Here is a 23292-nt window from a genome sequence, read left to right on the forward strand (position 1 = left end):
GGGCCGCCCAGGCGCGGGGCGCTCCGTCAGCAAGGAGCGGATCATGAACCAAGAGGTCATGAACCTTTTCAATCAGCAGGCCCAGCCGCAGAGCTTCGACCAGATCAAGATCTCGATCTCCTCGCCGGAGAAGATCCTGTCCTGGTCCTACGGCGAGATCAAAAAGCCCGAGACGATCAACTACCGGACCTTCAAGCCCGAGCGCGACGGCCTGTTCTGCGCGCGCATCTTCGGGCCGATCAAGGACTACGAGTGCTTGTGCGGCAAGTACAAGCGCATGAAGTACAAGGGCGTCATCTGCGAGAAGTGCGGCGTCGAAGTCACCCTCGCCCGCGTCCGGCGCGACCGCATGGGCCATATCGAGCTCGCGGCGCCCGTCGCCCATATCTGGTTCCTGAAGTCGCTGCCGAGCCGCATCGGCCTGCTGCTCGACATGGCGCTCAAGGACCTGGAGCGCATCCTCTATTTCGAGTCCTACTGCGTCATCGAGCCGGGCCTCACCCCCCTGAAGGAGCGTCAGCTCCTGTCGGAGGAGGAGTACCTGCGCGCACAGGAGGAGTACGGTGAGGATTCGTTCACGGCGATGATCGGCGCCGAGGCGATCCGCCGGATCCTGCAGGAGCTGGATCTGGACGGCATCGCCAACGCGCTGCGTGAGGAGATCGCCACCACGACCTCCGAGCTGAAGCCCAAGAAGCTGATGAAGCGCCTCAAGATCATCGAGGCGTTCCAGCAGTCGGGCAACAAGCCGGAATGGATGATCCTCACGGTCGTGCCCGTCATCCCGCCGGACCTGCGCCCGCTGGTTCCGCTCGACGGCGGCCGCTTCGCCACGTCGGACCTCAACGACCTGTACCGCCGCGTCATCAACCGCAACAACCGCCTGAAGCGGCTGATCGAGCTGCGCGCGCCGGACATCATCATCCGCAACGAGAAGCGCATGCTTCAGGAAGCGGTGGACGCGCTGTTCGACAACGGCCGCCGCGGCCGCGTCATCACGGGCGCCAACAAGCGCCCGCTGAAGTCGCTCGCCGACATGCTGAAGGGCAAGCAGGGCCGCTTCCGCCAGAACCTGCTCGGCAAGCGCGTCGACTATTCCGGCCGCTCGGTCATCGTGGTCGGACCGGAGCTGAAGCTCCACCAGTGCGGCCTGCCGAAGAAGATGGCGCTCGAGCTGTTCAAGCCCTTCATCTACGCGCGCCTCGACGCCAAGGGCTTCTCGGCCACGGTGAAGCAGGCCAAGAAGCTCGTGGAGAAGGAGAAGCCCGAGGTCTGGGACATCCTGGACGAGGTGATCCGCGAGCATCCGGTGATGCTCAACCGCGCGCCGACGCTCCACCGTCTGGGCATCCAGGCCTTCGAGCCGAAGCTGATCGAGGGCAAGGCGATCCAGCTGCACCCGCTGGTCTGCGCCGCCTTCAACGCGGATTTCGACGGTGACCAGATGGCCGTGCACGTCCCGCTGAGCCTCGAGGCGCAGCTGGAAGCGCGCGTCCTCATGATGTCGACCAACAACATCCTGCATCCCGCGAACGGCCAGCCGATCATCGTGCCGTCGCAGGACATCGTGCTGGGGCTCTACTACCTGTCGATCGTCGCCGACGGCGCGGTCGGCGCGTACAACCCCGACAACAAGCAGAACCCGATGCAGGGCGTGTTCGGCGATATCGGCGAGCTGGAGCACGCGCTCGCGGCCAAGACCGTGTCGCTGCACTCGAAGATCCGGTGGCGCTGGAAGGGCATCGGCCCGGACGGCGAGCCCATGGTCAAGATCTACGACACCACCCCGGGCCGGGTGATCCTGTCCGGCGTGCTGCCGCTGCACCCGAAGGTGCCCTTCGACGTCGTCAACAAGCTGATGACGAAGAAGGAGATCTCCGCGATGATCGACACCGTCTACCGCCACTGCGGTCAGAAGGAGTCGGTGATCTTCTGCGACCGCATCATGGCGCTCGGCTTCAGCCACGCCTTCCGTGCGGGCATCTCCTTCGGCAAGGACGACATGGTCGTGCCGGAGAACAAGTGGTCTATCGTGGACGCAACCCGCGCCCTCGTGAAGGACTACGAGCAGCAGTACAATGACGGCCTGATCACCCAGGGCGAGAAGTACAACAAGGTCGTCGACGCCTGGGCGAAGTGCTCCGACAAGCTCGCCCAGGAGATGATGGGCCGCATCTCCGCGGTCCAGAAGGACGAGAACGGCGCCGACAAGCAGGTCAACTCGATCTACATGATGAGCCACTCCGGTGCCCGTGGCTCGCCCGCCCAGATGAAGCAGCTCGCGGCCATGCGCGGCCTCATGGCCAAGCCGTCGGGCGAGATCATCGAGACGCCGATCATCTCGAACTTCAAGGAAGGCCTCGACGTTCTCGAGTACTTCAACTCGACCCACGGCGCCCGTAAGGGCCTCGCGGACACCGCGCTGAAGACCGCCAATTCCGGCTACCTGACCCGCCGCCTCGTCGACGTGGCCCAGGACGCGGTGATCCGCGAGAAGGATTGCGGGACGCAGAACGGCATCCGGATGCGCGCCATCGTGGACGCGGGCCAGGTCGTGGCCCCGCTCGCGACCCGCATCCTCGGCCGCGCCGCGGCGGAGGAGCTCGTCGCCCAGGACGGCAGCGTCATCGTCCAGATCGGCGAGACCATCGAGGAGAAGCATCTCCCGCTGATCACAGCCGCCGGCATCCAGGAGGTGAAGATCCGCTCGGTGCTCGTCTGCGCCACCAAGAGCGGCGTCTGCGCCACCTGCTACGGGCGCGACCTCGCCCGCGGCACGCCGGTCAACATGGGCGAGGCCGTCGGCGTCATCGCGGCGCAGTCCATCGGCGAGCCGGGCACCCAGCTCACCATGCGCACCTTCCACATCGGCGGCGCCGCCCAGATCGCGGATTCGTCCTTCATCGAGTCGAGCTTCGAAGGCACGGTGAAGATCCGCAACCGGGCGCTCGCGAAGAACTCCGACGGCGATCTCATCGCCACCGGCCGCAACGTGGCCGTGGTGATCGTCGGTCCCGACGGCGTCGAGCGGGCGGTGCACCGCCTCCAATACGGCGCCAAGGTGCGCGTGGACGAGGGCGACAAGATCAAGCGCGGCCAGCGCATCGCGGAGTGGGACCCCTATACCCGGCCGATCATCACCGAGGTCGACGGTATCGTGGCCTACGAGGATCTCTACGATGGCCAGTCCATCACGGAGACCACCGACGAATCGACCGGCATCGCCAAGCGCGTCGTCATCGACTGGCGCGGCTCGTCGCGGACCTCCGACCTGAAGCCGGCGATGCTCGTCGTCGATCAGGACGGCAAGCCCGTGAAGCTGCCGCGCGGCTCGGATGCCCGCTACTTCCTGCCCGTCGATGCCATCATCGGCTCCGACCCGGGCGGCAAGGTGAAGGCCGGCGACATCCTGGCCCGCGTCGCGACCGAGTCGGCCAAGACCCGCGACATCACCGGCGGTCTGCCGCGGGTGGCGGAACTGTTCGAGGCCCGGCGCCCGAAGGACGCGGCGATCATCGCCGAGAAGTCGGGCACGATCTCCTTCGGCCGCGACTACAAGAACAAGCGCCGGCTCACGCTGACGCCGCATGACGGGTCCGATCCGGTCGAGTACCTGATCCCGAAGGGCAAGCACATCCACCTTCAGGACGGGGACGTGGTCGAGCTCGGCGACTACATCGTCGACGGCAACCCGGCGCCGCACGACATCCTGGCGATCAAGGGCGTGGAGGAGCTCGCGGCTTACCTCGTCAACGAGATCCAGGAGGTCTACCGGCTCCAGGGCGTTCTCATCAACGACAAGCACATCGAGGTGATCGTCCGGCAGATGCTGCAGAAGGTCGAAGTGACCGACGGCGGCGATTCGGACATCCTGCCCGGCGACCAGATCGACCGCACCGAGCTCGCGGAATACAACGAGAAGCTCGAGGCGGAGGGCAAGAAGCCGATCCAGGGCGTCCCGGTCCTGCTCGGCATCACCAAGGCGTCGCTGCAGACGAAGTCGTTCATCTCGGCGGCCTCGTTCCAGGAGACCACCCGCGTCCTCACCGAGGCGGCGGTCAACGGCAAGGTCGATACCCTGGAAGGCCTCAAGGAGAACGTGATCGTCGGCTCGCTGATCCCGGCAGGGACGGGCTCGCTCGCGGCGGACATCAAGGCGATCGCCCGCCGCCGCGACAATCTCATTCTCCAGCAGCGCGCCGCCAACAGCGAAGCGCAGCCGGTGGGCGAGCTGCCGCCGGCCGCCGAGTGAGCGGTCGAGCTAGTCTCTGAAGACAGCGGGGAGGGCGGTCCGAGAGGGCCGCCCTTCTTCGTTTCGGGTCGGACTCGTCCCACGAGGGGGACCTTTTGATTTTCATCCGCCTGAAAGAGGGACGTGCCTAGAAGATCCCGGGACGAATCGTCATCGGACACGAAGACGGGCCGGATTCGTCCGAGGGGTCATCAATGCGCGGAAAGATTCTCGTCGTCGCGGACGCCACCCGCGAAGGATTGATCTCGGGCCAGGACGGGCAACGCTACAGCTATCGCAGTTCGGATCTGCGATCCCCGGCGTCGTTCTCCGGTCAGGACGTCGATTTCACCTGCGACGGGACGGAAGCCCGCGAGATCTACGCCCTCGAAACGCCGCTCTCGACCCTGACCCGGCGGGACTGGGTGCCGTTCTACTTGAGCCCGAAGGGTCGACTCTCCCGTGGCGATTACTGGCTCTACGGTTTCCTGGTTCCGCTCATCGCCGGCGGCGTGCTCGGGTGGATCCCGATCCTCGGCCAGATCCTCGCCATCGTCTCCACCTGGTCCGCCATCGCCGTGGGCATCAAGCGCTGCCACGACCTCGACCGTTCGGGCTGGTGGATGTTCCTGCCGCTGCTTCCGCTTCTGTTCGCGGCGGTGAGCCTGGCCGTGGACACGACCCGGCCCGAGGGGCCCGTCGGTGGACTGACCCTCCTTCTGGCGAGCGCGTGGCTCGCCACCAGCCTCTGGCTCCTCGTCGTGGTCTTCCTGCGCCGCGGCCAGCAGGGCCCGAACCGCTTCGGTCCGGATCCGCTGGCCCGCAGCCATTAACCGGATCGAAAGCAGAACTTCCTGCTGCGAAACGGTTGACGTTGCGCACAAGGGCGCGTAGAAGCGCGCCACTTCGGTAGATCGCAGATCGCGGACGGTTCGAAGCGCCTCGCTTCATGCACCTCCGTCGTGACGATGCCGGGGCTCACAAGACTGACATCGCGTCAGATCGGTAGGTAAGAACGCGCTTGATTCAAGCGTGGTCCTCTGCCTCGTCACTCGCCAAAGGCCCTTCCGGCCTCTGGCGCTATTCGTTTTGCGATCGAGCCGGAAACGGACCGATCGGGCCGGGGCGCCCCGCAAGGGGCATCGATTTGGACACGGGAACCGCCCAGAGCGGTTCGATGAAGAGGGCAGAGAATGCCGACGATCAACCAGCTGATCGCGCAGCCGCGCAAGGCTCAGAAGGCTCGCAACAAGGTGCCGGCGCTCAATGCCTGCCCCCAGAAGCGTGGCGTCTGCACCCGCGTCTACACCACGACCCCGAAGAAGCCGAACTCGGCGCTGCGTAAGGTCGCCAAGGTCCGTCTCACCAACGGCTTCGAGGTGATCGGCTACATCCCGGGCGAGGGTCACAACCTTCAGGAGCACTCCGTGGTCATGATCCGCGGCGGCCGCGTGAAGGACCTTCCGGGCGTGCGCTACCACATCCTGCGCGGCGTGCTCGACACCCAGGGCGTCAAGAACCGCAAGCAGCGTCGCTCCAAGTACGGCGCCAAGCGTCCGAAGTAAGGATCTGGCCCGAAGTTATTCTCTTCGGGCGGGCCGGACACGTTTCCACGGCCTCGCAAGGATGCTGCGGCCTCGATCGAGGAAAGGCAGCCTGCGCGGGGCGCTTAAGACCATACTTTTCGAGAGCCAGACAAAATGTCCCGTCGTCACTCTGCCGAGAAGCGCGAGATCATCCCGGATCCCAAGTACGGCGATGTCGTCCTGACCAAGTTCATGAATTCGATCATGTACGAGGGCAAGAAGTCGGTCGCCGAGCGGATCGTCTACGGCGCCTTCGACATCGTCGAGAACCGCGCCCGCGCCAACCCGATCGAGGTGTTCCGCGCCGCTCTCGACAACGTCGCCCCGGCGATCGAGGTCCGCTCCCGCCGCGTCGGCGGCGCGACCTACCAGGTCCCCGTCGAGGTGCGCGCCGAGCGCCGTCAGGCTCTGGCCATCCGCTGGCTGATCCAGGCCGCCCGCGCCCGCAACGACCGCACCATGGTCGAGCGTCTCTCGGCCGAGCTGCTCGATGCCGCCAACAACCGCGGCAACGCGGTCAAGAAGCGCGAAGACACCCACCGGATGGCCGAGGCCAACCGCGCCTTCTCGCACTACCGCTGGTAATTCGTCCGTCGAGCGCCGCCCCGGGCGGCGCTCCGTCCGCCCCTTTCCGGAGAGACCCCGATGCCCCGCACGCACGCGATCGAGGACTACCGTAACTTCGGCATCATGGCCCACATCGATGCCGGCAAGACCACGACGACCGAGCGGATCCTCTACTACACCGGCAAGTCGCATAAGATCGGTGAAGTCCATGAGGGCGCTGCCACCATGGACTGGATGGAGCAGGAGCAGGAGCGTGGCATCACGATCACCTCTGCTGCCACCACCTGCTTCTGGCGCGACAAGCGTCTGAACATCATCGACACCCCCGGCCACGTCGACTTCACCATCGAGGTGGAGCGTTCGCTCCGCGTGCTCGACGGCGCCGTCTGCGTGCTCGACGGCAACCAGGGCGTCGAGCCCCAGACCGAGACCGTGTGGCGCCAGGCCGACAAGTACGACGTGCCGCGCGTCGTGTTCGTCAACAAGATGGACAAGATCGGCGCCGACTTCTTCAAGTGCGTCGCCGACATCATCGGCCGCGTCGCCGGCAAGCCGGTCTGCCTGCAGCTGCCGATCGGCGCCGAGAGCTCCTTCAAGGGCGTCGTCGACCTCATCAAGATGAAGGCGATCGTCTGGTCGGGCGAGGCCCTCGGCGCGAACTTCTCCGAGGAGGAGATCCCGGCCGACCTCAAGGACCAGGCCGTCGAGTACCGCACCAAGCTGGTCGAGGCCTGCGTCGAGCTCGATGACGACGCCATGAGCGCCTATCTCGACGGCGTGGAGCCGGACGAGGACGGTCTGCGCAAGCTCGTCCGCAAGGCCGTGCAGCTGCGCGCCTTCCATCCGGTGCTCTGCGGCTCGGCCTTCAAGAACAAGGGCGTGCAGCCCCTCCTCGACGCCGTCGTGGACTACCTGCCGTCCCCGGTCGATCGCGGCGCGGTCGACGGCCTCGACTTCAAGACCGAGGAGCCCGTCCAGCGCCAGCCGTCCGACGAGGACGCGTTCTCCATGCTCGCCTTCAAGATCATGGACGATCCCCATGTCGGCACGATCACCTTCTGCCGCGTCTATTCGGGCAAGGTGGAGTCGGGCTCGAGCGTGCTGAACTCCTCGCGCGACAAGCGCGAGCGCGTCGGCCGCATGCTGCTCATGCACGCCAACAACCGTGAGGACATCAAGGAAGCCTATGCGGGCGACATCGTCGCCCTCGCCGGCCTCAAGGACACCCGCACGGGCGACACCCTCTGCGACCCGAACAAGGCGGTGATCCTCGAGAAGATGGAGTTCCCCGAGCCCGTCATCGAGATCGCCGTCGAGCCGAAGTCGAAGGCGGACCAGGAGAAGCTGGGCATCGCGCTGTCGAAGCTGGCGGCGGAGGATCCGTCCTTCCGGGTGTCGACGGACCAGGAGTCGGGCCAGACCATCCTCAAGGGGATGGGCGAGCTCCACCTGGACATCAAGGTCGACATCCTGCGCCGGACCTACAAGGTCGACGCCAATATCGGCCAGCCGCAGGTGGCCTACCGCGAGAAGCTGACCCGCCGTCAGGAGGTCGACTACACGCACAAAAAGCAGACCGGCGGCACCGGTCAGTTCGCCCGCGTGAAGTTCGTGGTCGAGCCGAACGAGCCGGGCGCAGGCTTCTCGTTCGAGTCGAAGATCGTCGGCGGCGCGGTGCCGAAGGAGTACATCCCCGGCGTCGAGAAGGGCCTGAACTCGGTCCTGACGGCGGGCGTGCTCGCGGGCTTCCCGGTGGTCGACATCAAGGTGGAGCTGGTGGACGGCGCCTACCACGACGTCGACTCCTCGGCGCTCGCCTTCGAGATCGCCTCCCGCGCGGCCCTGCGCGAGGCGCTTCAGAAGGGCGGCTCGGTACTGCTGGAGCCGGTGATGAAGGTCGAGGTGGTCTCCCCCGAGGAGTATACCGGCTCGGTCATCGGCGACCTCAACTCCCGCCGCGGCCAGATCCAGGGCCAGGACATGCGCGGAAACGCCAATGTCATCAACGCCATGGTCCCCCTGGCCAACATGTTCGGCTACGTGAACCAGCTGCGCTCCTTCAGCCAGGGCCGCGCCAACTTCACGATGCAGTTCGATCACTACGAAGAGGTGCCGCGCGGCGAGGCCGACAAGGTCATCGCCAAGTACGCCTAAGCTCTTCGCTTAACACCCATTCTTTCGACTTCAGGAGGCTCTGATGGCCAAGGAAAAGTTCACCCGTTCGAAGCCGCACTGCAACATTGGGACGATTGGTCACGTCGACCACGGCAAGACGTCCCTGACGGCGGCGATCACGAAGGTTCTGGCGGAGAGCGGCGGCGCGACGTTCACGGCCTATGACCAGATCGACAAGGCTCCGGAGGAGAAGGCGCGCGGGATCACGATCTCGACGGCGCATGTGGAGTACGAGACGACGAACCGTCACTACGCGCACGTGGACTGCCCCGGCCACGCCGACTACGTGAAGAACATGATCACGGGCGCGGCGCAGATGGACGGCGCGATCCTGGTGGTGTCGGCGGCCGACGGCCCGATGCCGCAGACCCGCGAGCACATCCTTCTGGCGCGCCAGGTCGGCGTTCCGGCGCTGGTGGTGTTCCTCAACAAGGTCGACATGGTCGACGACGAGGAGCTTCTGGAGCTGGTCGAGCTGGAGGTGCGCGAGCTTCTCTCGAAGTACGACTTCCCCGGCGACGACATCCCGATCACCAAGGGCTCGGCCCTGATGGCGCTCGAGGACAAGGAGCCCAAGATCGGCCGTGACGCCGTGCTCAAGCTGATGGAGACGGTGGACGCCTACATCCCGCAGCCGGAGCGGCCGATCGACCTGCCGTTCCTGATGCCGATCGAGGACGTGTTCTCGATCTCGGGCCGCGGCACGGTGGTGACCGGCCGCGTCGAGCGCGGCATCGTGAAGGTCGGCGAGACCGTCGAGATCGTCGGCATCCGCCCGACCACCACGACGACGGTGACCGGCGTCGAGATGTTCCGCAAGCTGCTCGACCAGGGCCAGGCGGGCGACAATGTCGGCGTGCTGCTGCGCGGCACCAAGCGCGAGGACGTCGAGCGCGGCCAGGTCGTGTGCAAGCCCGGCTCGGTCAAGCCCCACGCCAAGTTCAAGGCCGAGGCCTACATCCTCACCAAGGAAGAGGGCGGCCGCCACACGCCGTTCTTCACCAACTACCGTCCGCAGTTCTACTTCCGCACCACGGACGTGACCGGCGTCGTCACCCTGCCGGAAGGCACCGAGATGGTGATGCCCGGCGACAACGTGACCATGGACGTCGTCCTGATCACCCCCGTCGCCATGGAAGAGAAGCTCCGCTTCGCCATCCGTGAAGGCGGCCGAACCGTCGGTGCCGGCGTCGTCGCCGCCATCAACGACTAAGCCATCCGGCACGAGCTACCGACAGGGGACGAAGAGGGGCGGGCCCTCGCGCCCGCCCTTCACGTTCCCGCCGAGGTAATCAGGTCATGAACGGTCAGAATATCCGCATCCGCCTCAAGGCGTTCGACCATCGCATCCTCGATGCGTCGACCAAGGAAATCGTCTCCACGGCCAAGCGCACCGGCGCCCAGATCCGTGGCCCGATCCCGCTGCCGACCCACATCGAGAAGTTCACCGTGAATCGCTCGCCGCACATCGACAAGAAGTCCCGCGAGCAGTTCGAGATGCGCACGCATAAGCGGGTGCTCGATATCGTCGACCCGACTCCGCAGACCGTGGACGCGCTCATGAAGCTCGACCTCGCCGCGGGCGTGGACGTGGAGATCAAGCTCTAAGTCCGCCTCGGACCTAGAGCTTCCTGTTTCATCGCGCGAGGGAGAGACCTATGCGCTCAGGCGTCATCGCACGGAAGGTCGGCATGACCCGCGTCTTCACGGACGCAGGCGAACACGTGCCCGTCACCGTGCTCCAGATCGATCAGTGCCAGGTTGTGGCACACCGTACCACCGAGAAAGACGGCTACGTCGCGCTGCAGGTCGGCGTCGGCAAGGCCAAGGTGAAGAACGTCTCGGCTGCCGAGCGCGGCCGCTTCGCCGTCGCCAAGGTCGAGCCGAAGCAGAAGCTCGCCGAGTTCCGCGTGTCCGAGGACGCGCTGATCCCGGTCGGCGCCGAGATCACCGCCGACCACTTCATCCCGGGCCAGTTCGTCGACGTGACGGGCACCACCACGGGTAAGGGCTTCGCCGGCGGCATGAAGCGCTGGAACTTCGGCGGTCTGCGCGCCACCCACGGCGTGTCGATCTCCCACCGCTCGATCGGTTCGACCGGTGGCCGCCAGGATCCGGGCAAGACCTTCAAGAACAAGAAGATGCCGGGCCATCTCGGCGTCGAGCGGGTGACCACGCAGAACCTGCGCGTCGTGCGCACGGATCCGGAGCGCGGCCTCATCCTCGTCGAGGGCGCCGTTCCCGGCGTCGCCGGCGGTTGGATCCAGGTCCGCGACGCGGTCAAGCGTGCGCTCCCCGCCGACGTGCCGCAGCCGGGCAAGTTCCGTGAGAACGGTGCTGCCGCCGCGGCTCCCGAAGCGCCCGCCTCCGAGGAGAACGCGTGATGAAGCTCGATATCACCACGCTCGACGGCGGCTCCGCCGGCTCGGTCGAGCTCAACGAGGCGATCTACGGCCTTGAGCCGCGCGCCGACATCCTGCAGCGCATGGTGCGCTACCAGCTCGCCAAGCGGCGCGCCGGCACCCATGCGGTGAAGAACCGTTCGGACGTCGATCGCACCTCGAAGAAGCTGTACAAGCAGAAGGGCACCGGCAACGCCCGTCACGGCGCCGCCTCCGCCCCGCAGTTCCGCGGCGGTGGACGTGCCTTCGGTCCGGTCGTGCGCAGCCATGCCCACGACCTGCCCAAGAAGGTGCGCGCGCTTGCCCTCAAGCATGCGCTCTCCACGAAGGCCAAGGCCTCGACCCTGATCGTCGTCGACGACATCAAGATCGAGAGCTTCAAGACCAAGGCGCTCATCGAGCGCTTCGGCAAGCTCGGCCTCTCGAACGCGCTGATCATCGGCGGGGCGGAAGTGGACGAGAATTTCGGCCGCGCCGCTCGCGCCATCCCGCAGATCGACGTTCTGCCCGTGCAGGGCATCAACGTCTACGACATCCTGCGCCGCGACACGCTCGTGCTGACGCGCGCCGCCGTCGACGCGCTGGAGGAGCGTTTCAAATGAGTGCCGATCCGCGCCACTACGACGTGATCGTCTCCCCGGTCATCACCGAGAAGGCGACCAACCTCACCGAGCAGAACAAGGTCGTCTTCCGGGTCGCCCCGAAGGCCACCAAGCCGCAGATCAAGGACGCGGTCGAGAAGCTGTTCGACGTCAAGGTCACGAGCGTCAACACGCTCGTCACCAAGGGCAAGAAGAAGTTCTTCCGCGGGCAGCGCGGGCAGCGTTCGGACGTGAAGAAGGCGATCATCACCCTCGCCGAGGGTGACACGATCGACGTCACGACCGGCCTCTGAGACTTGAAGCGTTAGGATCAAGCCGATGGCCTTGAAGACATTCAAACCGGTCACGCCGAGCCTGCGCCAGCTCGTGCTCGTCGACCGCCGTGAGCTCTACAAGGGCAAGCCGGTGAAGGCGCTGACCGAGGGCAAGACCTCCTCGGGTGGCCGCAACAATCTCGGTCGCGTCACCGTCCGCTTCCGCGGCGGTGGCCACAAGCGGGTCCTGCGCAACGTCGACTTCAAGCGTCGCGAGAACCTGAACGTGGCGGCGACCGTGGAGCGGATCGAGTACGATCCGAACCGCACCGCCTTCATCGCGCTCATCACGTTCCCCGACGGCAAGCAGAGCTACATCCTGGCTCCGCAACGCCTCTCCCCCGGCGACACCGTCGTCGCGGGCGAGACCGTCGACGTGAAGCCGGGCAATGCCGGCCCGATCGGCAACATGCCGGTGGGCACGATCGTCCACAACGTCGAGCTGAAGATCGGCAAGGGCGGCGCGATCGCCCGGTCCGCGGGCAACTACGCCCAGATCGTCGGCCGCGACCAGGGCTACGTGACCCTGCGCCTGAACTCCGGCGAGCAGCGTCTGGTCCACGGCCAGTGCTTCGCCACCGTGGGCGCGGTCTCCAACCCCGACCACATGAACATCTCGCTCGGCAAGGCCGGGCGCAATCGCTGGCTGGGCAAGCGTCCGCATAACCGCGGCGTCGCCATGAACCCGGTCGATCACCCGCACGGCGGCGGTGAGGGTCGCACCTCGGGCGGCCGGAACCCGGTCACGCCCTGGGGCGTGCCCACCAAGGGGAAGAAGACCCGGTCCAACAAGCGGACCGATACCTTCATCCTGTCCAGCCGTCATAACCGCAAGAAGTAACCACCATGGCACGCTCCCTTTGGAAGGGGCCGTTCGTCGACGGCTACCTCCTCAAGAAAGCCGACGCCGCGCGCGGTTCCAGCCGCAACGAGGTCGTCAAGATCTGGAGCCGCCGCTCCACGATCCTTCCGCAGTTCGTGGGCATCACCTTCGGTGTGCACAACGGACACAAGCATATCCCGGTCTACGTCACCGAGGAGATGGTCGGGCACAAGTTCGGCGAGTTCTCGCCGACCCGCACCTTCCCGGGCCACGCGGCCGACAAGAAGGCGAAGAGGCGCTGAGATGGGCAAGGCTGCCACCCCCCGCGCGCTCCCCGAGAACGAGGCGAAGGCCGTCGCGCGCATGCTGCGCGTCAGCCCTCAGAAGCTCAACCTCGTGGCGGCGCTGATCCGCGGCAAGAAGGTCGAGACGGCGCTCGCCGACCTCGAATTCTCGCGCAAGCGCATCGCCCGCGACGTGAAGAAGTGCCTCGAGAGCGCGATCGCCAACGCCGAGAACAACCACGACCTCGACGTGGACGACCTGGTCGTGAGCCAAGCCTTCGTCGGCAAGGCGCTGGTTCTCAAGCGTTTCCACGCCCGTGCCCGCGGCCGCGGCGCGCGCATCCTGAAGCCCTTCTCGAACCTCACGATCGTGGTTCGCGAAGTGCGCGCCGAAGCGGCCTGAGGAGTTTCCGATGGGACAGAAAGTCAATCCGATCGGCCTGCGGCTCGGCATCAACCGGACCTGGGATTCCCGCTGGTTCGCCGAGAAGGGCGAGTATGCCCGGCTGATGCACGAGGACGTCGCGATCCGCGCCGCCCTCATGAAGCAGCTCAAGCAGGCCGCGGTCTCCAAGATCGTGATCGAGCGTCCGCACCGGAAGTGCCGCGTCACCATCCACTCGGGCCGCCCGGGCGTGGTGATCGGCAAGAAGGGTGCGGATATCGAGAAGCTGCGCAAGCTCGTGAACACGATGACGAAGGCGGACGTCGCCATCAACATCGTCGAGGTGCGCAAGCCCGAGATCGACGCCACCCTGGTGGCCGAGTCGATCGCCCAGCAGCTCGAGCGTCGCGTCGCCTTCCGTCGCGCCATGAAGCGCGCCGTGCAGTCGGCCATGCGTCTCGGTGCCGAGGGCATCCGCATCAACTGCGCCGGCCGTCTCGGCGGCGCGGAGATCGCCCGCACGGAGTGGTACCGCGAGGGCCGCGTTCCGCTGCACACCCTGCGCGCCGATGTCGATTACGGCGTCGCCACGGCGTTCACGACCTACGGCACCTGCGGCATCAAGGTGTGGGTGTTCAAGGGCGAGATCCTCGAGCACGACCCGATGGCGCAGGACAAGCGCGCTCAGGAAGAGGGCGGCCGCTCCGGCGGGCGTCGTGAGCGCGATCGCGAGGGCGGCCGCGAGGGTCGCCGCGATCACGCCAACGCGTGATCGCAGCCACCTGAAGCATATGAGAGGCTGCCATGCTGCAACCCAAGAAGACCAAGTTCCGCAAGCAGTTCAAGGGGCGCATCCATGGCGCGGCCAAGGGCGGCTTTGAGCTGAACTTCGGCCAGTTCGGCCTCAAGGCGATGGAACCCGAGCGCATCACCGCGCGCCAGATCGAGGCGGCCCGCCGCGCGATCACCCGCGAGATGAAGCGTCAGGGCCGCGTGTGGATCCGGGTGTTCCCGGATCTGCCCGTCACCGCCAAGCCCACCGAAGTCCGCATGGGCTCCGGTAAGGGTGCCCCCGAGTACTGGGCGGCCCGCGTCCATCCCGGCCGCATCATGTTCGAGGTCGACGGTGTCGCCGAGGACATCGCCCGCGAGGCTCTGCGCCTCGGTGCCGCGAAGCTGCCGGTGCGCACGCGCGTCATCCAGCGCATCGCCGATTGATAGGAAGAAGGATCATGAAGTCTACGCAAAGACTGTCTGATCTGCGCGCGATGTCGGCGGATCAGCTTTCCGACGAGCTCGTCAACCTGAAGAAGGAGCAGTTCAACCTGCGCTTCCAGGGTGCGACGGGCCAGCTCGAGAACGTCGCCCGGGTCCGTGAGGTCCGGCGCGACATTGCCCGCGTGCGCACGCTGCAGCGTCGCAAGACGCTCGACGCGGCCAAGGCCTGAGGAGATAACGCCATGCCCAAGCGCATCCTTCAGGGTGTCGTCGTCAGCGACAAGACCGACAAGACCATCGTCGTGAAGGTGGAGCGTCGCTTCACCCACCCGGTGATGAAGAAGACCGTCCGTCGCTCGAAGAACTACCATGCCCACGACGAGGGCAACGTGGCCAAGATCGGCCAGACGGTGTTCATCGAGGAGTCGCGGCCCTACTCCAAGACCAAGACCTGGAAGCTGGTCGAGGATCAGGCCGCTGCGGCCGAGGCGGCCGGCACCGCCGCCTGAGGTCTTCCTCGGGACAGGTTCGAAGCGGGCGCGAGCTTTCGCGCCCGTTTTCGTTTGCGGGCAGACCGCTTCCTCCCTCGTCGACGCCGCCAAGGGGTCGCCGGGATGCGGAAGCGGGCGATCGCCGCGATATGGCCTTGCGCGATGGACGGACTCATTGTAATGGGCACGCCTTCGCGACAGTCCATGGGATGTTCGCATCCCTTCGTACGCGGTGACCGCGCCGGCGTCCTCAGCGCCGATTGCGCGGTCTCTCTTATGAGCCGGGGACGTCAGATCCCCATCAGGCGTCGTCCGCCGGGCAATACCGCCCGCGTGCGGAAACCCGCCTGAAACAAGGAAAGGTCACTCCTGTGATCCAGATGCAGACGAATCTGGACGTCGCCGACAATTCTGGTGCGCGTCGCGTGATGTGCATCAAGGTGCTCGGCGGGTCGAAGCGCAAGTATGCCGGCGTGGGCGACATCATCGTCGTCTCCGTGAAGGAGGCGATTCCGCGCGGCCGCGTGAAGAAGGGCGACGTCATGAAGGCGGTCGTCGTTCGCACCGCCAAGGACGTGAAGCGCGCCGACGGCTCGGTGATCCGGTTCGACCGCAACGCGGCCGTCCTGATCAACAATCAGAAGGAGCCGGTCGGCACCCGTATCTTCGGGCCGGTGCCGCGCGAGCTGCGCGCCCGCAACCACATGAAGATCATCTCGCTCGCTCCTGAGGTGCTGTGATGGCCGCCAAGATCAAGAAGGGCGACACGGTCGTCGTTCTCACCGGTCGCGACGCGGGTCGCTCCGGCGAGGTCATCCAGGTGCTGCCGAAGGAGGACAAGGCCTTCGTTCGCGGCATCAACCTGGTGAAGAAGCACCAGCGTCAGACCCAGAACCAGGAAGGCGGCATCATCTCCAAGGAGGCTGCCATCCACCTGTCCAACATCGCGGTGGCCGATGCCAACGGCAAGCCGACCCGTGTTGGGTTCCGCATCCTCGACGACGGGCGCAAGGTCCGGTTCGCCAAGACCACGGGGGATCAGATCGATGGCTGAGGCCGACAAGAACGCCTACGTCCCGCGTCTGCGCAAGCACTACGACGAGGTCGTCCGGCAGAAGCTGATCGAGCAGTTCGGGTACAAGAACCCGATGCAGGTCCCGCAGATCGAGAAGATCGTCATCAACATGGGCGTCGGCGAGTCCACCGCCGATTCCAAGAAGGCCTCGGTGGCGGCGGGCGACCTCGCCCTCATCGCCGGCCAGAAGCCGGTCATCACCCGCGCCCGCAAGGCGATCGCGACCTTCAAGGTCCGCGAGGGCATGCCGATCGGCTGCAAGGTGACGCTGCGCAAGCAGCGCATGTACGAGTTCATGGATCGCCTGATCACGATCGCGCTGCCGCGCGTTCGCGACTTCCGCGGCCTGAACCCGAAGTCCTTCGACGGCCGCGGCAACTACGCCCTCGGCCTGAAGGAGCATTTCGTGTTCCCGGAGATCTCCTACGACAAGGCGGAGCAGCCCTGGGGCATGGACATCGTCATCCAGACGTCCGCCACGACGGACGAGGAGGCGCGCGCGCTCCTCGCCCAGTTCCGTTTCCCGTTCCGGCAGTAAGCGGCGGCAACGCTCGCTTATACGCGGACACCGGAGAGAGAAGACATGGCTAAGAAGAGCTCAGTCGAAAAGAACAACCACCGCAAGGCGCTGGTGAAGCGCTTTGCCGAGAAGCGGAAGGCGCTGCTCGAGATCGCGAACAACGAGTCGCTCGGCATGGAGGAGCGCTTCGAGGCGCGCCTCAAGCTCGCCGAGCTGCCGCGCAACTCGTCGCCCACCCGCATTCGCAACCGTTGCGAGATCACCGGGCGCCCCCGCGCCTATTACCGGAAGCTCGGGATGTCCCGTGTTGCCCTGCGCGAGCTCGGCAACAAGGGCCTGATCCCGGGTCTCGTGAAGTCCAGCTGGTAAGGGGGAGCGACCATGGTCAACGATCCCGTGGGTGACATGATCACCCGTATCCGCAACGGCCAGCTGCGCCGCCGCAACGTCGTCCAGACGCCCGGCTCGAAGCTGCGCAAAAGCGTGCTCGACGTCCTCAAGTCCGAGGGCTACATCCGCGACTACGCGACCACCGACCTCGGCAACGGCCGTTCGGAGTTCGCGATCGAGCTGAAGTACTTCGACGGCCAGCCCGTCATCCGCTCGATCAGCCGCGTGTCGAAGCCCGGCCGCCGCGTCTACTCGTCCGTGGGCGAGCTGCCGCGCGTCGCCGATGGCCTCGGCGTCACCATCATCTCGACCCCGCAGGGCGTCATGGCCGATCACGAGGCGCGCGAGCGCAACGTCGGCGGTGAAGTGCTCTGCAAGGTGTTCTGATCCGGAGGACAGCGACATGTCTCGCGTAGGCAAGAAGCCCGTCCCCGTCCCCGCCGGCGTCACCGCCACGGTCACGGGTCAGACGGTGAAGATGAAGGGTTCCAAGGGCGAGCTCCAGTTCGTGGTGCCGCCCCAGGTCATCGTCGAGTTCAAGGACGGCGCCGTCTCGGTGCAGCCCAAGGACCAGTCGAAGCAGGCCCGCTCCCTGTGGGGCACCTCGCGCGCCCAGGTGGCGAACCTCGTCGAGGGCGTCTCGAAGGGCTTCGAGAAGAAGCTGGAGATCACCGGCGTGGGCTACCGCGCCGCGATGGCCGGCAAGGCGCTCAAGCTGTCGCTCGGCTACAGCCACGACATCGAGTACGAGATCCCGGCCGGCATCACCATCGTGACGCCGAAGCCCACGGAGATCGTGGTCTCGGGCATCGATCGTCAGCGCGTCGGCCAGGTGGCCGCGGAGATCCGCGAATACCGTGGCCCCGAGCCCTACAAGGGCAAGGGCGTCAAGTACGCCGGCGAGTTCATCTTCCGCAAGGAAGGCAAGAAGAAGTAAGGGGGCGATCATGTCGAACAAGAACGAAGCCCTCATCCGCCGCAAGGCGCGCGTCCGCCGCGCCCTGCGCGCGGCCGCCAATGGCCGTCCGCGGCTGTCGGTGTTCCGCTCGTCCAAGCAGATCTACGTCCAGGTCATCGACGACGCGGCGGGCCGTACGCTCGCCTCCGCCTCGACCCTGGAGAAGGATCTCAAGGGCAGCCTGAAGACCGGCGCCGACGTCGCCGCCGCCACCGCGGTGGGCAAGCTCGTCGCCGAGCGCGCCAAGGCGGCCGGCGTGTCGAAGGTCATCTTCGACCGCTCGGGCTACCTCTATCACGGCCGGGTCAAGGCCCTGGCCGAAGCCGCCCGCGAGGGCGGTCTGGAGTTCTGAGGAACTTCTCCCTCCCCCGTCTCGGGGGAGGGGAACCATCGAGCGAGCGGGCGTCACGCCCGCGTCAGTGAGATCACGGGAAAGAACAATGGCACGTGAACGCGAGGGTCGTCGCCGCGACGACCGCGAGGAGCGCGACAGCGAGTTCGTGGACAAGCTCGTCCACATCAACCGCGTCGCCAAGGTGGTGAAGGGTGGCCGTCGCTTCGGCTTCGCGGCGCTCGTCGTCGTCGGCGACCAGAAGGGCCGCGTCGGCTTCGGCCACGGCAAGGCCCGCGAGGTGCCGGAGGCCATCCGCAAGGCGACGGAAGCCGCCAAGCGCGGTCTGATCCGCGTCAGCCTGCGCGAAGGCCGCACGCTGCACCACGACGTCAACGGCCGTCACGGCGCCGGCAAGGTGATCCTCCGCGCGGCCCCGCAGGGCACCGGCATCATCGCGGGCGGCCCGATGCGCGCCGTCTTCGAGACGCTGGGCATGCAGGACGTGGTGGCCAAGAGCCTCGGCTCTTCGAACCCCTACAACCTCGTGCGCGCCACCTTCGACGCGCTCAAGAACGAGGACAGCCCGCGTTCGGTCGCGGCCCGTCGTGGCCTCAAGGTGTCCGCGCTCCAGGCGCGCCGCCGCGATGCCGACCCGGCCGACACCTCTGAAGCCGCCGTGGCGTAAGGGGAGGGCAGAATGGCTAGCAAGACTGTCCGCATCGAGCAGATCGGTTCGCCGATCCGCCGCGAGGCCTCCCAGCGCCAGACGCTGATCGGCCTCCGGCTGAACAAGCTGCACCGCGTCTCCGAGCTGGAGGACACTCCGGCGGTGCGCGGCATGATCCGCAAGGTCGCGCATCTCGTGCGCGTCCTCGACGACGCCGCGGCGTGAGGAGGGCTCCACCATGAAGCTCAACGAGATCCGCGACAACGAGGGCGCCACCAAGGCGCGCATGCGTGTCGGCCGGGGCATCGGCTCCGGCAAGGGCAAGACCGCGGGCCGCGGCGTGAAGGGTCAGAAGGCCCGCACCGGCGTGGCCATCAAGGGCTTCGAGGGCGGCCAGATGCCGCTGCATCGTCGCCTGCCGAAGCGCGGCTTCAACAACATCCACGCCGCCGACCTGAACGAGGTGAATCTCGGCCGGGTGCAGGAGGCCGTGGATGCCGGCAAGCTCGACAAGGCCGCGACCGTGACGGTCGACGCCCTCGTCAAGGCCGGCGTGATCAGCCGCGCCCGCGACGGCGTGAAGCTGCTCGGCGTCGGCGAGCTGACCGCGAAGCTCAGCTTCGAGGTCACCCGCGCCTCCAAGTCGGCCATCGAGGCCGTCGAGAAGGCGGGTGGCTCGGTGACCACGGTCTACGCCGCCGGCGTCGCGCATCGCGGCACGGTTGCGTCGGCCTGAGCCAGCCCTTAAGTCGAACAACCGAGCGGCGGCCCGTGCGACGCGCGTGGCCGCCGCTCCTGTTTTCGGGACGCGCGAATCGCGTCCGAACGCCCATTTCCGGGAACGCGTGACATGGCCTCAGCCGCCGAGCAGCTTGCCGCCAACCTCAATTTCGGCGCCATCGCCAAGGCCGACGAGCTGAAAAAGCGGATCTGGTTCACGATCGGCGCGCTGATCGTGTTCCGGCTCGGCACCTACATCCCGATTCCCGGCATCGACCCCGAGCAGTTCGCCCGGAACTTCCAGAACCAGGCGGGCGGCGTGCTCGGCCTGTTCAACATGTTCTCCGGCGGCGCCGTCGAGCGCATGGCGGTGTTCGCGCTGAACATCATGCCGTACATCTCGGCCTCGATCATCGTTCAGCTCCTCACCTCGGTCGTGCCGAGCCTGGAGGCGCTGAAGAAGGAGGGCGAGTCCGGCCGCAAGGTCATCAACCAGTACACCCGCTACCTCACGGTGGTGCTGGCGCTGGTCCAGTCCTGGGGCATCGCCTTCGGCCTGCAGGGCTCGAACGCGGTGATCAATCCGGGCCCGTTCTTCATCCTCTCGACCGTGATCACGCTCACCGGCGGCACGCTGTTCCTGATGTGGATCGGCGAGCAGATCACCTCCCGCGGCATCGGCAACGGCTCCTCGCTGATCATCTTCGCGGGCATCGTCGCCCACCTGCCGGCGGCGATCTTCGGCGCCCTCGAGCTGTCGCGCACCGGCGCGCTCTCGCCGGCCATCCTGCTCGGCGCCGCCGTGGCCGCGGTCGCCCTGGTCTATTTCATCGTGTTCATGGAACGCGCCCAGCGCCGTCTCCTGATCAACTACCCGAAGCGCCAGGTCGGCAACCGGATGTACGAGGGCCAGACCTCGTTCCTGCCGCTCAAGCTCAACACCTCGGGCGTGATCCCGCCGATCTTCGCCTCGTCGCTGCTGCTGCTGCCGACGACCGTGGCGAGCTTCTCGGCCAATCAGGGCTCCACCGGCATCCTCGGCACGCTGACGGCCTATCTCGGCCACGGGCGGCCGCTCTACATGGTGGCCTACGCGGCGCTGATCATCTTCTTCACGTTCTTCTACACCGCGGTGGTGTTCAATCCGCAGGAGACGGCGGACAACCTGAAGAAGCATGGCGGCTTCATCCCGGGCATCCGCCCCGGCGAGCGCACCGCGGCCTTCATCGACAAGGTGCTGACCCGCATCACCGTGATCGGCGCCCTCTACCTGACTTTCGTCTGCCTGGTGCCGGAGATCGTCGCCTCCTACACCTCGGCGAGCCTCGGCTTCGGCGGCACCTCGCTGCTGATCGTGGTCTCCGTGACCATGGACACGGTGGCCCAGATCCACGGGCACCTGATGGCGCATCAGTACGAGGGCCTCGTGAAGAAGGCGAAGCTGCGCGGCGCCTCCACCACGCGCCGCCGTTGAGTGACAGACCGGCCCGCCTCTCCACCAAAGGTGCGGTGGACGGGCCTTGAGGAATTGCGCAGAAACGCGGGCTGCGGCTAAGCGAAGCGCCGTCAGGCCGCGAAGCAAGAGCCCGGGCGCGGGCCTTTGAGGACAGGAAGGGACGCCATGCGGATCATTCTGCTCGGACCCCCCGGGGCGGGGAAGGGTACCCAGTCCGAGCGCATCGTGCAGCGCTACGGCATCCCTCAGCTCTCGACGGGCGACATGCTGCGTGCGGCGGTCGCCGCCGGCACGCCGGTCGGGCGCGAGGCCAAGGCGATCATGGAGAGCGGCGGGCTCGTGCCGGACGCGGTCGTGGTCGGCATCGTCGCCGACCGGATCGAGGAGGCGGATGCCAAGCCCGGCTTCATCCTCGACGGCTTCCCGCGCACCGTGGAGCAGGCCCGGGCCCTCGACGCCATGCTCGCCGACAAGGGCATCGCCCTCGACGCGGTGGTGGAGTTCGTCGTCGACGAGAACGCCCTCGTCGGCCGCATCGCCAAGCGCGCGGAGGAGACGGCCGCCAAGGGCCTGCCCGTGCGCAAGGACGATACGCCGGAAGTCTTCAAGACCCGGCTCGAGGCCTATAAGAAGCAGACCGCGCCGCTCTCCGACTATTATGCCGGAACGGGCCTCCTGAAGCAGCTCGACGGCATGAAGCCGATCGATGCGGTCACCACCGAGGTCACGGCGCTGCTCGACGGCTACCGCGAGGCCGTCGCCTCCTGAGGCGTTCAGGCGCGACGGCGGCTTAGGCCGCCGCCGCGGGGCGAAGCGCGCCGTTCCCCCGTTGCAGAGCTCGCCTCTCGCGAAAGCGTTTGTCCGTGCGCAGGCCGGATGCAAGGAGGCGGGCATGACGCCCATGCCCCCCACATCCGACACGACCCTCTCGGCCGGGCTCCTGCGGATCCTGGCGGTCGCGGCCGGCAGCGCGGTCGCCAACAGCTACTACAATCAGGCCTTCCTCGGGCTTCTGGCCCATGATTTCGGCGTCGCCTCCGGCACGGTGGCCACGATCCCCGTGCTGTCGCAGCTCGGCGGCGCCTGCGGCGTCCTGTTCCTCGCCCCCCTCGGGGACCGGTTCGAGCGGCGGGCGCTGATCCTGGCCACCGTCGCGGCCCTGGTCGTCACCCTGATCGCGGCCGCGCTCAGCCCGAGCCTCGCCTGGCTCGCCGCGGCGAGCCTCGGCGTCGGTCTCTTCGCGACCGTCGCGCAGCAGATCGTGCCCTTCGCGGTCCAGCTTTCCGCCCCCTCGGAACGCGGCCGCGTGATCGGGACGGTGCTCAGCGGCATCCTCATCGGCGTCCTCGGGGCGCGGGCCGTGAGCGGGGTGATCGCCGACGCCCTCGGCTGGCACGCGGTCTACTGGTTCGCGGTGGCCCTCACCGGCACGATCGGCCTCGTGCTGGCCCTGGTCCTGCCGCGGATCGAGCCGACGACGCGGCTCAGCTACCCGCATCTCCTCGCCTCGATGGTCACGCTGGTGCGCAGCCATGCCGGCCTGCGCCGCGCCATGGCGATCCAGTTCCTGATGTTCGGCGCCTTCATGGGCTTCTGGTCGACCGTGGCCCTGCATCTGCGCGAGCCGGTCTACGGCCTCGGCGGCACCGCGGTGGGTCTGCTGGCGCTGGCCGGCATCGCCGGGGCGCTCGCCGCGCCACGGGCCGGGGCGCTCGCCGACCGGCACGGCCCTGCCAGGGTCGTCTCTGCCGGCGCCGGCCTCGTCATCGCCGCCTTCCTGCTGTTCCGGCTGCTGGACGGCAGCCTCGCCGCCCTCGCCGCCGGCGTGCTGGTGATGGATCTCGGCGTGGCCTCGTCCCAGGTCGCCAACCAGGCCCAGGTGCACGGGCTCGATCCCCAGGCCCGGAGTCGCCTCAACACCGTGTTCATGGCGACGATGCTGCTCGGGGGCGCCTTCGGTGCGGGGATGGGCGGTCTCGCCTTCCAGCATGCGGGCTGGACCGGCGCCTGCCTCTTCGGCGCGGGCGCCGCGGTCCTGGCGCTGCTGCTGTCGCGCCGGGGTTGAAGGACGCCTTCGGACTCGGAAGATCCGTA

Annotated in this window: 30 protein-coding genes; all 30 read left to right on the forward strand. The window is 67.0% G+C overall.

Annotated features, from left to right (window positions below; translation table 11 throughout):
• The first annotated feature begins 43 nt into the window (after positions 1–43).
• Positions 44–4252 (forward strand): DNA-directed RNA polymerase subunit beta', encoded by a 4209-nt coding sequence (gene rpoC, locus MMB17_RS16115; protein WP_238312720.1) that lies wholly within the window; start codon positions 44–46, stop codon positions 4250–4252.
• A 194-nt stretch (positions 4253–4446) separates the two neighbouring features.
• Positions 4447–5064 carry a DUF805 domain-containing protein gene (locus MMB17_RS16120; protein ID WP_241099537.1) on the forward strand — a complete coding sequence of 206 codons (618 nt, stop codon included), beginning with the start codon at positions 4447–4449 and terminating at the stop codon, positions 5062–5064.
• Between the two features lie 360 nt (positions 5065–5424).
• On the forward strand, positions 5425–5796 hold the full coding sequence (rpsL, locus tag MMB17_RS16125) for a 30S ribosomal protein S12 (RefSeq protein ID WP_004447775.1): 372 nt from the start codon (positions 5425–5427) through the stop codon (positions 5794–5796).
• Between the two features lie 135 nt (positions 5797–5931).
• Entirely contained in the window at positions 5932–6402 is a 471-nt protein-coding gene (gene rpsG, locus MMB17_RS16130; RefSeq protein WP_238312716.1) for a 30S ribosomal protein S7, read from the forward strand.
• Between the two features lie 60 nt (positions 6403–6462).
• Entirely contained in the window at positions 6463–8538 is a 2076-nt protein-coding gene (gene fusA / locus MMB17_RS16135; RefSeq protein ID WP_238312714.1) for an elongation factor G, read from the forward strand.
• 43 nt (positions 8539–8581) lie between these two features.
• On the forward strand, positions 8582–9772 hold the full coding sequence (gene tuf / locus MMB17_RS16140) for an elongation factor Tu (protein ID WP_238315046.1): 1191 nt from the start codon (positions 8582–8584) through the stop codon (positions 9770–9772).
• An 86-nt stretch (positions 9773–9858) separates the two neighbouring features.
• Positions 9859–10167 carry a 30S ribosomal protein S10 gene (rpsJ, locus tag MMB17_RS16145; protein WP_238314320.1) on the forward strand — a complete coding sequence of 103 codons (309 nt, stop codon included), beginning with the start codon at positions 9859–9861 and terminating at the stop codon, positions 10165–10167.
• A 50-nt stretch (positions 10168–10217) separates the two neighbouring features.
• A complete protein-coding gene (gene rplC, locus MMB17_RS16150) occupies positions 10218–10943 on the forward strand; it encodes a 50S ribosomal protein L3 (RefSeq protein ID WP_238314332.1) in 726 nt (241 codons plus the stop codon).
• Positions 10943–11563, forward strand: a complete 621-nt coding sequence (rplD, locus tag MMB17_RS16155) for a 50S ribosomal protein L4 (RefSeq protein WP_238314335.1) — start codon at positions 10943–10945, stop codon at positions 11561–11563. The genes rplC and rplD overlap by 1 nt, the downstream gene beginning before the upstream one ends.
• Positions 11560–11856, forward strand: coding sequence for a 50S ribosomal protein L23 (locus tag MMB17_RS16160; RefSeq protein ID WP_238314348.1), 297 nt, complete (start codon positions 11560–11562; stop codon positions 11854–11856). The genes rplD and MMB17_RS16160 overlap by 4 nt, the downstream gene beginning before the upstream one ends.
• 25 nt (positions 11857–11881) lie before the next feature.
• Complete coding sequence (rplB, locus tag MMB17_RS16165; protein WP_238314351.1) at positions 11882–12718, forward strand: 50S ribosomal protein L2; 837 nt, start codon at positions 11882–11884, stop codon at positions 12716–12718.
• 5 nt (positions 12719–12723) lie between these two features.
• On the forward strand, positions 12724–13002 hold the full coding sequence (rpsS, locus tag MMB17_RS16170; RefSeq protein WP_009865532.1) for a 30S ribosomal protein S19: 279 nt from the start codon (positions 12724–12726) through the stop codon (positions 13000–13002).
• A 1-nt stretch (position 13003) separates the two neighbouring features.
• Complete coding sequence (rplV, locus tag MMB17_RS16175; RefSeq protein ID WP_238314368.1) at positions 13004–13387, forward strand: 50S ribosomal protein L22; 384 nt, start codon at positions 13004–13006, stop codon at positions 13385–13387.
• A gap of 10 nt (positions 13388–13397) precedes the next feature.
• Complete coding sequence (gene rpsC / locus MMB17_RS16180) at positions 13398–14141, forward strand: 30S ribosomal protein S3 (RefSeq protein WP_241099539.1); 744 nt, start codon at positions 13398–13400, stop codon at positions 14139–14141.
• A gap of 32 nt (positions 14142–14173) precedes the next feature.
• Positions 14174–14587: a 50S ribosomal protein L16 gene (gene rplP, locus MMB17_RS16185; RefSeq protein WP_238314373.1), complete on the forward strand. Its 414-nt coding sequence runs from the start codon at positions 14174–14176 to the stop codon at positions 14585–14587.
• 14 nt (positions 14588–14601) lie between these two features.
• Complete coding sequence (rpmC, locus tag MMB17_RS16190; RefSeq protein ID WP_238314375.1) at positions 14602–14817, forward strand: 50S ribosomal protein L29; 216 nt, start codon at positions 14602–14604, stop codon at positions 14815–14817.
• A gap of 12 nt (positions 14818–14829) precedes the next feature.
• Positions 14830–15096 (forward strand): 30S ribosomal protein S17, encoded by a 267-nt coding sequence (gene rpsQ, locus MMB17_RS16195; protein WP_238314378.1) that lies wholly within the window; start codon positions 14830–14832, stop codon positions 15094–15096.
• Between the two features lie 353 nt (positions 15097–15449).
• Complete coding sequence (gene rplN, locus MMB17_RS16200) at positions 15450–15818, forward strand: 50S ribosomal protein L14 (RefSeq protein WP_238314380.1); 369 nt, start codon at positions 15450–15452, stop codon at positions 15816–15818.
• Complete coding sequence (gene rplX, locus MMB17_RS16205) at positions 15818–16132, forward strand: 50S ribosomal protein L24 (RefSeq protein ID WP_238314382.1); 315 nt, start codon at positions 15818–15820, stop codon at positions 16130–16132. Before rplN ends, rplX begins: the two co-directional genes overlap by 1 nt.
• Positions 16125–16691, forward strand: a complete 567-nt coding sequence (rplE, locus tag MMB17_RS16210; protein ID WP_238314386.1) for a 50S ribosomal protein L5 — start codon at positions 16125–16127, stop codon at positions 16689–16691. The genes rplX and rplE overlap by 8 nt, the downstream gene beginning before the upstream one ends.
• Positions 16692–16736: 45 nt before the next feature.
• Complete coding sequence (rpsN, locus tag MMB17_RS16215) at positions 16737–17042, forward strand: 30S ribosomal protein S14 (RefSeq protein ID WP_238314403.1); 306 nt, start codon at positions 16737–16739, stop codon at positions 17040–17042.
• A gap of 12 nt (positions 17043–17054) precedes the next feature.
• Positions 17055–17450 carry a 30S ribosomal protein S8 gene (gene rpsH / locus MMB17_RS16220; protein WP_238314405.1) on the forward strand — a complete coding sequence of 132 codons (396 nt, stop codon included), beginning with the start codon at positions 17055–17057 and terminating at the stop codon, positions 17448–17450.
• Positions 17451–17466: 16 nt separating this feature from the next.
• Entirely contained in the window at positions 17467–18000 is a 534-nt protein-coding gene (gene rplF, locus MMB17_RS16225) for a 50S ribosomal protein L6 (RefSeq protein WP_238314407.1), read from the forward strand.
• 10 nt (positions 18001–18010) lie between these two features.
• Complete coding sequence (rplR, locus tag MMB17_RS16230) at positions 18011–18373, forward strand: 50S ribosomal protein L18 (RefSeq protein ID WP_238314409.1); 363 nt, start codon at positions 18011–18013, stop codon at positions 18371–18373.
• A gap of 88 nt (positions 18374–18461) precedes the next feature.
• Positions 18462–19040, forward strand: coding sequence for a 30S ribosomal protein S5 (gene rpsE, locus MMB17_RS16235; RefSeq protein WP_012253652.1), 579 nt, complete (start codon positions 18462–18464; stop codon positions 19038–19040).
• Positions 19041–19052: 12 nt separating this feature from the next.
• A complete protein-coding gene (gene rpmD, locus MMB17_RS16240; RefSeq protein WP_241099541.1) occupies positions 19053–19247 on the forward strand; it encodes a 50S ribosomal protein L30 in 195 nt (64 codons plus the stop codon).
• A 13-nt stretch (positions 19248–19260) separates the two neighbouring features.
• On the forward strand, positions 19261–19758 hold the full coding sequence (gene rplO / locus MMB17_RS16245) for a 50S ribosomal protein L15 (protein WP_238314415.1): 498 nt from the start codon (positions 19261–19263) through the stop codon (positions 19756–19758).
• A 114-nt stretch (positions 19759–19872) separates the two neighbouring features.
• Positions 19873–21216, forward strand: a complete 1344-nt coding sequence (gene secY / locus MMB17_RS16250) for a preprotein translocase subunit SecY (protein ID WP_238314418.1) — start codon at positions 19873–19875, stop codon at positions 21214–21216.
• A 147-nt stretch (positions 21217–21363) separates the two neighbouring features.
• Positions 21364–21966 (forward strand): adenylate kinase, encoded by a 603-nt coding sequence (locus MMB17_RS16255; protein WP_238314420.1) that lies wholly within the window; start codon positions 21364–21366, stop codon positions 21964–21966.
• Between the two features lie 133 nt (positions 21967–22099).
• Complete coding sequence (locus MMB17_RS16260) at positions 22100–23263, forward strand: MFS transporter (RefSeq protein ID WP_241099543.1); 1164 nt, start codon at positions 22100–22102, stop codon at positions 23261–23263.
• Positions 23264–23292: the final 29 nt, after the last annotated feature.

The sequence above is a fragment of the Methylobacterium organophilum genome (genome assembly GCF_022533465.1).
GTDB lineage: Bacteria > Pseudomonadota > Alphaproteobacteria > Rhizobiales > Beijerinckiaceae > Methylobacterium > Methylobacterium organophilum.

Excerpts from the sequence above, each read along its gene's own strand:
- rpoC (WP_238312720.1), top strand. The coding sequence starts at position 44 with ATGAACCAAGAGGTCATGAACCTTTTCAATCAGCAGGCCCAGCCGCAG.
- MMB17_RS16120 (WP_241099537.1), top strand. The coding sequence starts at position 4,447 with ATGCGCGGAAAGATTCTCGTCGTCGCGGACGCCACCCGCGAAGGATTG.
- rpsL (WP_004447775.1), top strand. The coding sequence starts at position 5,425 with ATGCCGACGATCAACCAGCTGATCGCGCAGCCGCGCAAGGCTCAGAAG.
- rpsG (WP_238312716.1), top strand. The coding sequence starts at position 5,932 with ATGTCCCGTCGTCACTCTGCCGAGAAGCGCGAGATCATCCCGGATCCC.
- fusA (WP_238312714.1), top strand. The coding sequence starts at position 6,463 with ATGCCCCGCACGCACGCGATCGAGGACTACCGTAACTTCGGCATCATG.
- tuf (WP_238315046.1), top strand. The coding sequence starts at position 8,582 with ATGGCCAAGGAAAAGTTCACCCGTTCGAAGCCGCACTGCAACATTGGG.
- rpsJ (WP_238314320.1), top strand. The coding sequence starts at position 9,859 with ATGAACGGTCAGAATATCCGCATCCGCCTCAAGGCGTTCGACCATCGC.
- rplC (WP_238314332.1), top strand. The coding sequence starts at position 10,218 with ATGCGCTCAGGCGTCATCGCACGGAAGGTCGGCATGACCCGCGTCTTC.
- rplD (WP_238314335.1), top strand. The coding sequence starts at position 10,943 with ATGAAGCTCGATATCACCACGCTCGACGGCGGCTCCGCCGGCTCGGTC.
- MMB17_RS16160 (WP_238314348.1), top strand. The coding sequence starts at position 11,560 with ATGAGTGCCGATCCGCGCCACTACGACGTGATCGTCTCCCCGGTCATC.
- rplB (WP_238314351.1), top strand. The coding sequence starts at position 11,882 with ATGGCCTTGAAGACATTCAAACCGGTCACGCCGAGCCTGCGCCAGCTC.
- rpsS (WP_009865532.1), top strand. The coding sequence starts at position 12,724 with ATGGCACGCTCCCTTTGGAAGGGGCCGTTCGTCGACGGCTACCTCCTC.
- rplV (WP_238314368.1), top strand. The coding sequence starts at position 13,004 with ATGGGCAAGGCTGCCACCCCCCGCGCGCTCCCCGAGAACGAGGCGAAG.
- rpsC (WP_241099539.1), top strand. The coding sequence starts at position 13,398 with ATGGGACAGAAAGTCAATCCGATCGGCCTGCGGCTCGGCATCAACCGG.
- rplP (WP_238314373.1), top strand. The coding sequence starts at position 14,174 with ATGCTGCAACCCAAGAAGACCAAGTTCCGCAAGCAGTTCAAGGGGCGC.
- rpmC (WP_238314375.1), top strand. The coding sequence starts at position 14,602 with ATGAAGTCTACGCAAAGACTGTCTGATCTGCGCGCGATGTCGGCGGAT.
- rpsQ (WP_238314378.1), top strand. The coding sequence starts at position 14,830 with ATGCCCAAGCGCATCCTTCAGGGTGTCGTCGTCAGCGACAAGACCGAC.
- rplX (WP_238314382.1), top strand. The coding sequence starts at position 15,818 with ATGGCCGCCAAGATCAAGAAGGGCGACACGGTCGTCGTTCTCACCGGT.
- rplE (WP_238314386.1), top strand. The coding sequence starts at position 16,125 with ATGGCTGAGGCCGACAAGAACGCCTACGTCCCGCGTCTGCGCAAGCAC.
- rpsN (WP_238314403.1), top strand. The coding sequence starts at position 16,737 with ATGGCTAAGAAGAGCTCAGTCGAAAAGAACAACCACCGCAAGGCGCTG.
- rpsH (WP_238314405.1), top strand. The coding sequence starts at position 17,055 with ATGGTCAACGATCCCGTGGGTGACATGATCACCCGTATCCGCAACGGC.
- rplF (WP_238314407.1), top strand. The coding sequence starts at position 17,467 with ATGTCTCGCGTAGGCAAGAAGCCCGTCCCCGTCCCCGCCGGCGTCACC.
- rplR (WP_238314409.1), top strand. The coding sequence starts at position 18,011 with ATGTCGAACAAGAACGAAGCCCTCATCCGCCGCAAGGCGCGCGTCCGC.
- rpsE (WP_012253652.1), top strand. The coding sequence starts at position 18,462 with ATGGCACGTGAACGCGAGGGTCGTCGCCGCGACGACCGCGAGGAGCGC.
- rpmD (WP_241099541.1), top strand. The coding sequence starts at position 19,053 with ATGGCTAGCAAGACTGTCCGCATCGAGCAGATCGGTTCGCCGATCCGC.
- rplO (WP_238314415.1), top strand. The coding sequence starts at position 19,261 with ATGAAGCTCAACGAGATCCGCGACAACGAGGGCGCCACCAAGGCGCGC.
- secY (WP_238314418.1), top strand. The coding sequence starts at position 19,873 with ATGGCCTCAGCCGCCGAGCAGCTTGCCGCCAACCTCAATTTCGGCGCC.
- MMB17_RS16255 (WP_238314420.1), top strand. The coding sequence starts at position 21,364 with ATGCGGATCATTCTGCTCGGACCCCCCGGGGCGGGGAAGGGTACCCAG.
- MMB17_RS16260 (WP_241099543.1), top strand. The coding sequence starts at position 22,100 with ATGCCCCCCACATCCGACACGACCCTCTCGGCCGGGCTCCTGCGGATC.